Source organism: Leifsonia sp. 10L418 (assembly GCF_056395445.1).
Map to the genome: position 1 here is coordinate 486305 of NZ_JBFTJN010000003.1, position 10239 is coordinate 496543.

A 10239-nucleotide genomic window follows, 5' to 3' on the forward strand; every position below is an offset into this window, starting at 1 on the left:
ACCGGTCTATTTCACGCTCCCGGCAGTCAATCCCGACTGCCAGAAACGCTGCAGATAGAGGAATGCCGCTGAGATCGGAATAACGGTGAGCAGTGAACCGGTGATGACGAGGTTCGGGATCGCCTCGCCACCGATCGCGCTCATCTGCGCTGACCACTGAGCGAGGCCGACCGGGAGTGGGTACCACTGCGGGTCGCTCAGCATGATCAACGGGAGAAAGTAGTTGTTCCAGGTCGCGACCACGGTGAACATCAACACCGTGATCAGCGCCGGCGCGAGCTGGCGAAGAGAGATCGAAAAGAAGATGCGGATCTCTCCGGCGCCGTCGAGGCGGGCCGCTTCGATCAGCTCGTCGGGAATTGCTTCAGCTGCGTAGACCCAGATCAGGTAGAGCCCGAACGCGCTCACCATCGAGGGGATGATGACCGAGAACGGTGTGTTGGTGAGGCCGATGTTGCTGAAGAGCAGAAACTGTGGCACGGCCAGCACTGAGGTCGGGATCGCCATGCCACCGATGATGACGGCGAAGACCCAGCGGCGCCCGGGAAAGTTGTACTTCGCCAGCCCGTACCCCGCCAAGGTGGCGAGCAGAGTGGCGCCTCCGGCACCGACTACGACGTAGAGAATCGTGTTGAGGAACCAGCGGGTGAAGATGCCGTCGTGGTAGGTCAGGGTCTCAACGATGTTGTCCCACAGAGCGAACTCGCCGCTGAACCAGAACGCGAACGAGTTGTACAGCGAGTCCATCGTTTTGGTTGAGTTGACGACGAGCCACCAGATCGGCACGAGGCAGTAGAGCATCATCGCCGTCATCAGCAGGCCCAGGGTGATGGACGCGCGTTTGTGCCGTGGAGTGGCCTGTTTCTTCAGGGCTCGGTCGCGAGGTGCGACCTTCCCGCTGGCCAGACGACTCGGCGCCCGCCTTGAACGGACCGCACTCGGGGTGGCGCTCATGCCAGCTTCTCCTTCTTTTCGCCGGTGGCCTGAACAAGGTAGGCAACCACCATGGTGATGACTCCCGACAGGATGGCGATCGCTGCCGCGTAGTTGAACTGAGAGCCGGCGAACGACAGATTGAACGCGTACATATTCGGAGTGAAGTACGTCGTAAACGAGTTCGGCGCGATTGTCTGCAGGATCGAGGGTTCGTTGAAGAGCTGGAAACTTCCGATCACCGAAAACACCGTCGCAATGATCAGGGCGCCGCGGATGGACGGCAGCTTGATGGCGAAGATCGTGCGGAACGCTCCGGCACCGTCGATTTCTGCTGCTTCATAGAGATCCTGGGGAATCGCCTTCAGCGCTGAGAAGAAGATGAGCATGTTGTAGCCGACGAATTCCCAGGTCACGATGTTTCCGATCGCGGCCATCACGAAGTTCGGGGCCATTGGCGACGGCAGGGCGAGCCCGAAGAACCGGTTGAGGTCGGCAATGAGCCCGAACTGTGATCCGTACATGTAACCCCAGATCATCACCGCGACGACGCCAGGGACCGCATAGGGCAGAAAGATCGAGAGACGGTAGAACCCCACCCAGCGCAAGCGCGCGCTGTCGAGAGCGAGCGCGGCGAAGAGAGCGAGCAGCAACATGATCGGCACCTGCACCAGCAGGAAGATTGAGACCCGAAGAATGGCATCCCAGAACTTGGGGTCGGTGAGCGCGATCCCGTAGTTCTCCAGCCCGACGAACGAGTTGCCACCGACGAGCGTCTCGCGGAAGAGGCTGAGGAAGATCGCGTAGGCGAGCGGCGCAATGAAGACGAGCGCGAAGAGCGCCATGAACGGCCCGACGAACAGCCAACCTGACCAGTTGCGGCGCTGCTTCTTCAGGGCTGCCGGCGCGCCGGGCGATGCCGGGATGAGGAGGCTTTCGGTGCTGGGGTTGGAACCGGTCGCCGGGTGTACCAGCGTTCCGGTGCCGAGGGGAACGGTAGTCATGGGCGACCCACCTTCTCACCTCGTGCGTTCGACGTCTTCGTCATTCGCTCGCTTCCTTCTTCAGAATGTTTGCGTTCCCATCACAGTATGGGACAGGATGATGTTTGCGCAAACAGAATTGTGAAAATCAAGTAACGAAAGAGTCACAGATGATCTCTACCCTGCATGTGGTCTTCAAAACGCACCTCGATCTCGGCTTCACCGACTACGCCGCGAACGTCACCGATCGATACGTGCACGAGTACCTTCCGCGAGCGATCGAGCTCGCCCGCGAACTCGAACAGCGCGGCGGCCCGGCCGGGTTCATCTGGACCACCGGATCGTGGCTCATCCATGAGGCGCTCCGACTCGGCACCCCCGACGAGCGTGCCGCTCTTGAGGATGCGATCCGCGCCGGCCAGGTGAGCTGGCACGGACTCCCCCTGAGCACCCACACCGAACTGATGGATGCGGGGCTGGTCGAACACGGCATCTCGATCGGGCGTCGACTCGACGCCCGATTCGGGCGGCACACGATCGCCGCAAAGATGACGGATGTCCCCGGTCACACCATCGGCCTCGTTCCGTTCCTTTCCCGCGCAGGCCTCGATTATCTGCACCTCGGCGTGAACGGCGCCTCTGCCGTTCCCGAGGTGCCTGAGTTCTTCGTCTGGCGGGCGCCCGACGGGAGCGAGGTGGTCGTCAACTATGCGCAGAGTTACGGCGCCACGGATCTCGGCGTCGCTCTGGCACCCGGCGGCACCGATGCGTTGCACCTCGCCCACACCGGCGACAACTTCGGGCCTCCCTCTGTCGCCGACGTCGAGGAGCTCTTCGCTCAATTGCAGGCGGAGTACCCCGGCACTCGAATCATCGCCTCCACCCTTGACGCATTCGCAGCGGCCGTGTTGCAGGACCGCGACCTTCTCCCCGTGCTCGAGCGGGAGATCGGCGACTCTTGGATTCACGGGGTCGCGAGCGACCCCCTCCTGACGGCGCGCCTCCGCGCCCTGCTCCGTCTCCGCACGGATTGGGTCGCATCCGGCGCGCTGGCGCCGGGCACCACCGAGTGTGACGGGTTCAGCGATGGGCTGCTGCTCATTCCCGAGCACACCTGGGGCGAAGACCTGAAGACGCACCTGCCCGACTATGTGAACTACGAGAAGGCAGCATTTCAGGCGGCACGGGCCGCGGATGTGATCGACCCCGTCCAGAATCCGGCGCAGTTCGACGAGTTCGCCTGGGCCTACACCGACCACCCGAGCGCACAGGGGTTGACCTATTCGAGTTTCGAGCGATCCTGGGCCGAGCAGCGCGCCCACGTCGACCGCGCGTTGGCCGCGCTCTCCCCCGCACGACGAGTCGAGGCCGAAGCCGCCCTGGCCGGCTGCGAGCCGACGAACGAGCCGCAACCGAATGCCGCGGCGATCGATTGCGCGGCCGAACACGCTGTCGGCGACTACCGGGTGCGACTCGGTCGTGATGGTTCGCTGGTCTCCCTGATCGATGCCGACGGCACGCAGTGGGCCGGGGCCGAGCATCCGCTCGCCGCCTACGCCTATCAAACCTTCGACGAACGTGACGAAGCCCGCTGGCTGAGTGAGTACGGTCGCAATCGTGCCGAGAACGGCATGTGGTCGATCCCCGATTTCTCGAAGCCCGGACTGTCGATTTCCGAGACTCTGCCCGGCACGCTTTTCACTCCGACCATCGTCGCGGCCGAGCGTCACGATGCTGCAGACGCTGCGGTCCTGACGCTGTCGCTTGAGCTGCCGGCGATCGCGAGTGAGGCCTGGGGCGCGCCCCGCGACATCCGACTGAGCTATCGCTTTTCGAGTGCTGGGCCGATCGGGATCACGCTCGACCTCTGCGACAAGGATGCCTCGCGCCTGCCCGAGGCGAGTTGGCTCGAATTTCGGCCGCGCACCGCGCCCGGCGACTGGACGCTCACCAAGATCGACAGCCACGTCGACCCGCAATCGGTGGTGCGCAACGGCAACCGGAGCATGCACGCGGTAGCCGCTGTGACTCATACGGCATCGACGCACACGGCGGATCGTACCTTCGCTCTGCGTCCGCTGGATGCGGCACTCGTCGCGGTCGGCCAGCCGGCCCTGCTGCGATTCACTAACGACGTGCCCGACCCGAACGACGGCCTTCACGTCAACCTGCACAACAATATCTGGGGTACGAACTTCACGATGTGGGTCGAAGACGACCTTCGTTTCCGCTTCGAGCTGGAGCTCGCGTGACGAGCATTCAAGAGAGAAAGAACACTATGACGTCGCTAGTCACCAGCCCACCCGTCGTGATGGCACCCCGCGAAGACGGCGCAGAGGTCGTCTGGGGCGTGAGCCGGCTCAGTCGCGGCTGGCTGGAGTGGAAATCTGCCGACGGCCGCCGCGGCGTCGCGACCGCGGATGCCTTCGGCATGGTTCCGCAGGGCGACCGGGTACTGCGGGTGCGACTGGCCGGGCTTCCTGCCGGGAGCGAGCTGAGCATCCGCGCGGTGACCGAAGCGATCGAGGACCCGGCGGAGCACCACGAGAGCGAGTGGAAGACGGTGCGCACCTTCGCCCCGGATGCGCCGACCTCTCGCTTCGCCGTCTGGAATGACACTCACCAGAACGATGACACCGTGCGCGCGTTGGACGCGCTGACCCCCGAGGTCGACGTGCTCGTCTGGAACGGTGACCTCTGCAATGACTGGAAGGAGCCGACCTGGTTCACCTCCACGATCCTGAATCCCGCCGGCCTCGATGTGAGCGCCGACCGCCCCCTCGCGATCGTGATGGGAAATCATGATGTGCGGGGGCGCTACGCCTACCAATTGGAGGAGTTCGTCGCCGCCCCGGAGGGCCGCCCGTTCACCGCATTCCGCATCGGCCCCGTCGCCTGCGTGGTGCTGCACACCGGCGAAGACAAGCCCGACGCGCACCCGACCTTCGAGGGTCGGGTGGCGTTCGAACCGCTGCGGGCCGAGCAGGCCGAGTGGTTGCGCGAGGTGACCGAGCGGCCGGAGTTTCGGGATGCTCCCTATCGGGTCGTGTTCTGCCACATTCCGCTGCGCTGGATCGACGAGACTCCGGCCGACTACGACGCCGGCGGCTACGACTGGTTCAGCCGGATGAGCCGCGATGCGTGGCATGACGCGCTCGTGAACTGGGGAGCCCAGATCGTGGTCTCCGGGCACACCCACGAGCCGGCCTGGCTGCAGCCGTCGGAGGAGTTTCCCTACGGCCAGCTCGTCGGCGGCGGGCCCGACGCCGATATCGCATCCGTTGAGGCCGCAACCTGGATCGACGGCGTGGCGACGTCCGAGTCGCTCGTGCTGACCATGCGCTCTCTCGACGGCGAGGTGCTGCACGAGATTCGGCTCGCACCCGTGACGGCCGACGCGATGCTCGCGGTGGCCGCCGTCTAGCCAGAACATGCGTCGAAGTCGGGCCGCCCACCGGCGACCCGACCTCGATTGATGCGCTCAGCGCTTGTGCACTGCCCCTAGCTCAGTGGCTTGCAGAGCAGCGCGCTCGGCACGCCGCCCTGGTTCCAGCGCCAGGTGAACGCGACGCCGGCGATGTACTCGTTGTCAGCACACTGCCCCTTGTACTTCGTCGGAGCCCAGTCGCTGGCGGTCGACCCGCCGTTGGCCGGGCGATTGTCGCCCTGGTCGAACCAGACGTTCCGGCCCTGGCTCGCCGGCAGCGTCTGCGCGCTCTGACCGCAGAGCAGTTTCGACGTCGACCATTTGTTCGTGCTGCCGATCGTCAGGCTGTAGCCGATCGCCATCTGGCCGGTCGGGCACTGCAACTTGTTGTATCCCGACGCCCAATCGTTCGTCACGTTCACCTCGTTGCTGACGACGCTGGTGACGGCGGTCGTCAGCGGCTGCGCGTTGTCGGTGCAGAGCGCTCGGTTTGTGCTGCGCGCGACACCGATCAGCCGCTCGGAATCGGGGCAGGTGCCCTTCCACTTGCCCGAATCCCAGTCGGGCTGGCTCTGCATCCGAAGCGACGCGTTGGTGTCGGGGCTGGAGCTGCCGCTGCCGAGCATGTTCCAGCGCACCGTCGTGGCCACCGCACCGGTCTTCGAGGGCGCGTTCACGAGCTTGACCCAGGCCGGGTAGCGCCAGTCCTCGGCGATGCTGAGCTTGGTGCCGTCGGCCTTGTAGGCGAGCAGCGCGAACGTGTCGGCGAAGTTGCCTGATGCGTCGGCCCAGGTGACGAGCGGCCAGGCAGCGAAATCAGTGTCGTTGGCCACCAGCACGTCGGTGAAGTTGACCCACCACGCCTTCTCCTTGTCATTGGTCTGGCTTGCCCCGGCCGTGCCGAACTCGCTCAGCCAGACTGGTGCGGTGTAGTGCTGGTTTGCCGTGTTCACAAACAGGGCCTCGGTCTTCATCTCTGCGGCAAGCTCGGTCGCAGTGAGGTCGCGATAGCGGTTGTCGTGGGTCTCCCCGAGCCCCGTCGCACCGGTGTGCTGCGGCCCGGTGAACCCGTAGACGTGAGCAGAGTAGACGAGCTTGTTCGGAAAGAGGATCGTGTTCGAGGTCGACGCCACCGGCTTCAGCTGCGGACGGTCGTGGAACAGGCCGTCGAGGGGAATTCCCTGCCAGTTGATCCCCTCCATCACGATGAGCGCGTTCGAGTTCACCTTTTGAATGGCGATCGCCGCCTGCTGGTAGGCCTTGTACAGATCGTTTCCGTCACCCATTCCCCAGTTGGGGTCATCCAGGATGTCGCGACGCACCTCGTTGCGCAGGTCCATGCCGACCACGCGCGGGTTTCCCTGGTACCGCGCCGCCAACATGACCCAGTCGCTCACCCACTTCTCGGTGGTTTGACTGCTGTACCACTTGCTGTTTCCGTCATCGGCGCCACAGCACCAGCGCGAGGTTGTGGTGTGGTTGTTCAGGACCACTGCGAATCCGTCGGCGGTCAGTGCGGCAATCACCGCATCGAAGATCTGCAGCGGCGTCTTGCCCGCGAGGTCCGGGTTCGCCAGCACCGCGGCATCCGGCACCGGCGTAGTCGTACCGAGCATCTCGTTCGAGAACGGCAGACGGATGCTGTTGATGCCGAGCGCATGGAAATCGTTCATGAGTGTCGCCATCGGCACCCGGTCGAGCCCCATCGGGATGTCATAGGTCGGTCCGGCGATCGTCTGATTGGCCGGATCGGTCTTGGATCCGGTTCCGTTCCAGTGCCCCTGGGCTCCGTCCCAGTTCGCGGACTTCAGCTTGAAGCGATTACCGTTCGCATCGACGATGTAGCGCCCGCGGGTGCTGAGCGGTGCAGCCCAGGATGCCGACAATTCGGCGCCGGTCACCGCGGGAATCGGATCAGCGGGAGTTGTGGCGTAGACGGGCGTGGCCACCGACATCGCCAACGTGGCGGTGGTGAGTGCGACGGTGAGCCGCAGGAAGCGACGTTGCATTGCGAACCTCTCTGTTCGTTCTCGCACCGTCGCACCCCTCCCAGAAAGGGGGGCACGGGTGCCTGACATCGTCATGCTAGGGGCGCGATCCACGGAATGTCAACGTAAACATGTCAACGTAAACATCGCCAATTGCCCCTCGTACGGGTGGTTCGCCCGTTCCGGGTGAGGGATTGCCGGCAGCGAATCAGAATCATGGAGAGTGGCGGGCATGCAATGTCAGTCGCGTACGGTCGCTCCGGAGGAGGAGCGACCGCGTCACCAACGAGTGAGGGGCACAAGAGCAATGACGACAGAGAATTCTTCGGTACAGCGTGGGGCGCTGCCGATTCCCGACCTGGCGTTCACCGGAACGGTGACCTACGACGCGACCGATCCCGACACTCACTACCCGCCGATCCGGCGCCTGCTGCCTCCGGCGGGAGCTCCGAACGTGCTCGTCATTCTGATCGACGACACCGGCTTCGGCGCATCCAGTGCGTTCGGCGGTCCGGTCGCAACGCCGAACTTCGAGCGCGTCGCCGCTCAGGGCCTCAAGTACACCCGCTTTCACACCACCGCGCTCTGCTCCCCCACCCGGGCAGCGTTGCTCTCCGGACGCAACCACCACACGGTCGGGATGGGCGGCATCACCGAGATCGCCACCAGCGCGCCCGGTTACAACTCACTGCGCCCGAACAACTGTGCGCCGCTCGCCGAGACGCTGCGCCTCAATGGCTACAGCACCGCCCAGTTCGGCAAATGCCACGAGGTGCCCGTGTGGGAATCCAGCGCGGTCGGCCCGTTCGATCACTGGCCGACGCCGGGCGGCGGATTCGAGTACTTCTACGGCTTCATCGGTGGGGAAACCAACCAGTGGTATCCCGCGATCTATGAGGGAACGACGCCGGTCGAGCCCTGGGGCACGCCCGAAGAGGGCTACCACTTCATGGACGATATGACCGAAAAGGCAATCGTCTGGACCAAGCAGCAGAAGTCCCTCGCGCCCGACAAGCCCTTCTTAACCTACTTCGCGCCGGGCGCCACCCACGCCCCGCACCACGTTCCCGCCGAGTGGGCTGACAAGTACAAGGGAAAGTTCGACCAGGGCTGGGACAAGCTGCGTGAAGAGACCTACGACCGGCAGGTGGCGCTCGGCGTGATACCTGAAAACGCGACTCTCACGACTCGCAGCGAGGGCATCCCGGCCTGGGATGAGATGAGCGATGAGATCAAGCCGGTGCTCGCGCGCCAGATGGAGGTCTATGCGGGCTACCTCGAATACGCGGACCACTATGTCGGCAAGCTGCTCGATGCCCTGGAAGAAATCGGTGAACTCGACGACACGCTCGTCTACGTGATCATCGGCGACAACGGCGCTTCGGCCGAAGGCACGATGACCGGCACCACCAACGAGGCCTTCACCATCAACCACATGACCGAGATCGAGACCGACGAGTACAAGATCGCTCATCAAGACGACCTGGGCACGCCACGCTCGTACAACCACTACGCCATCGGCTGGGCTCACGCGATGGACACCCCGTACCAGTGGACGAAGCAGGTTGCCTCGCACTGGGGCGGCACTCGCAACGGCACGATCGTGTCGTGGCCGAACGGCATCGCCGCCCGCGGTGAGATTCGCCACCAGTTCGCGCACGTGATCGATGTGGCCCCGACCGTGCTCGCCGCGGCCGGCATCCCGGAGCCGTCGACCGTGTACGGCGTGACCCAGCGCCCGTACGAGGGGACGCCGATGAACTACAGCTTCGATGCCGCGGATGCCGCAGAACAGCACACCACCCAGTACTTCGAGATGCTCGGAAACCGGGCCATCTTCCACAAGGGCTGGACCGCCGTCGCCATGCACAAGAAGCCGTGGCTCGGCTCTGACCACGGCCTCGATGAGGATGTCTGGGAGCTGTACAACGTGGAGGAGGACTGGACGCAGTCCCACGACCTCGCCGCCCAGGAGCCGGAACGGCTCGCCGAGTTGCAGCGTCTGTTCCTGATCCAGGCCGCGCGCTTCAATGTGCTGCCGCTCGACATCCGTTCGGCTGAACGCTTCAACGAGGAGATCGCCGGCCGGCCGGCGTTGGTGCGGGGCACCTCGCAAACGTTCTATGCCGGGATGAAGCGACTGAGCGAGAACTCCGTCGTCAATGTGAAGAACAAGTCGTTCACGGTCACGGCGAAGGTCACGGTCCCCGAGGGCGGCGCCAACGGCGTGATCATTGCGCAGGGCGGTACGTACGGCGGATGGTCGTGCTACCTCACGGACGGAAAGCCGGCTTTCGCCTACAATTTGGGCGGCATCTCAACGGATTTCGTGCGGTCGGAGACAGCTCTGACGACCGGCGAGCATGAGCTGGTTGTGCACTTCGCGTACGACGGCGGCGGGCTCGGCAAGGGCGGCACGGTCACCATCTCCGACGGCGCCGCTTCTCAGAGCAGGGCGGCGCTGGCCGAGGGCCGGGTCGAACGCACACTGCCGTTCTTCTTCTCGATGGACGAGACCGTCGACATCGGAGAAGACCTCGCTTCGCCGGTCTCGAGCGACTACGGGGCGACCGGCAACGCCTTCACCGGGAAGATCACCTCGATTCAGCTTGACGCCGGAGACGACACTCACGACCACCTCATCGAACCGGAACACCTGATGAAGATCGCGATGACGCGGCAGTAAATCCTGTTGGTCGAGCTTGTCAAGAACACTGACGGCAGATCCTCAGTCGCAACCACGTCCGAGGGGCAGCTCGCCGGATCTCTGTAATGGTCACTAGCTGGTCTGGCTATCAGCTGGCAGGTTGGTTCTCATGCGCACGGTGGGGTGTGACTCGCCGGATCTCTGACCGTTCTTTGGAACGTGTCTTGCTGTCGACTTGTCCACCCCGCCGAACGCGTGAGG

The 10239-nt window shown here is 64.3% G+C and carries 6 protein-coding genes; 3 read left to right on the top strand and 3 right to left on the bottom strand.

From position 1 onward, the window contains the following. Positions 1–6: 6 nt before the first annotated feature. Both AC1DCF_RS10240 and AC1DCF_RS10245 read right to left on the bottom strand, forming a co-directional pair. Complete coding sequence (locus AC1DCF_RS10240) at positions 7–954, bottom strand: carbohydrate ABC transporter permease (RefSeq protein ID WP_477210905.1); 948 nt, start codon at positions 952–954, stop codon at positions 7–9. Continuing rightward, positions 951–1937 carry a carbohydrate ABC transporter permease gene (locus tag AC1DCF_RS10245; RefSeq protein ID WP_477210906.1) on the bottom strand — a complete coding sequence of 329 codons (987 nt, stop codon included), beginning with the start codon at positions 1935–1937 and terminating at the stop codon, positions 951–953. The genes AC1DCF_RS10240 and AC1DCF_RS10245 overlap by 4 nt, the downstream gene beginning before the upstream one ends. Positions 1938–2086: 149 nt before the next feature. Here AC1DCF_RS10245 and AC1DCF_RS10250 point away from each other — a divergent pair, with 149 nt between their 5' ends. Together AC1DCF_RS10250 and AC1DCF_RS10255 are read left to right on the top strand one after the other, a co-directional pair. Beyond that, positions 2087–4168: a DUF5054 domain-containing protein gene (locus AC1DCF_RS10250; protein ID WP_477210907.1), complete on the top strand. Its 2082-nt coding sequence runs from the start codon at positions 2087–2089 to the stop codon at positions 4166–4168. A 26-nt stretch (positions 4169–4194) separates the two neighbouring features. Beyond that, the gene (locus AC1DCF_RS10255) at positions 4195–5340 is read left to right on the top strand and encodes a metallophosphoesterase family protein (protein WP_477210908.1); all 1146 of its coding nucleotides are present in this window, start codon (positions 4195–4197) and stop codon (positions 5338–5340) included. A gap of 77 nt (positions 5341–5417) precedes the next feature. Here AC1DCF_RS10255 and AC1DCF_RS10260 read toward each other — a convergent pair whose 3' ends face one another. After that, positions 5418–7352 carry a glycoside hydrolase family 5 protein gene (locus AC1DCF_RS10260; protein ID WP_477210909.1) on the bottom strand — a complete coding sequence of 645 codons (1935 nt, stop codon included), beginning with the start codon at positions 7350–7352 and terminating at the stop codon, positions 5418–5420. A gap of 286 nt (positions 7353–7638) precedes the next feature. On the opposite strand from AC1DCF_RS10260, the gene AC1DCF_RS10265 reads away from it, so the two are divergent. Further along, the gene (locus AC1DCF_RS10265) at positions 7639–10017 is read left to right on the top strand and encodes an arylsulfatase (protein ID WP_477210910.1); all 2379 of its coding nucleotides are present in this window, start codon (positions 7639–7641) and stop codon (positions 10015–10017) included. The last annotated feature ends 222 nt before the right edge of the window (positions 10018–10239 follow it).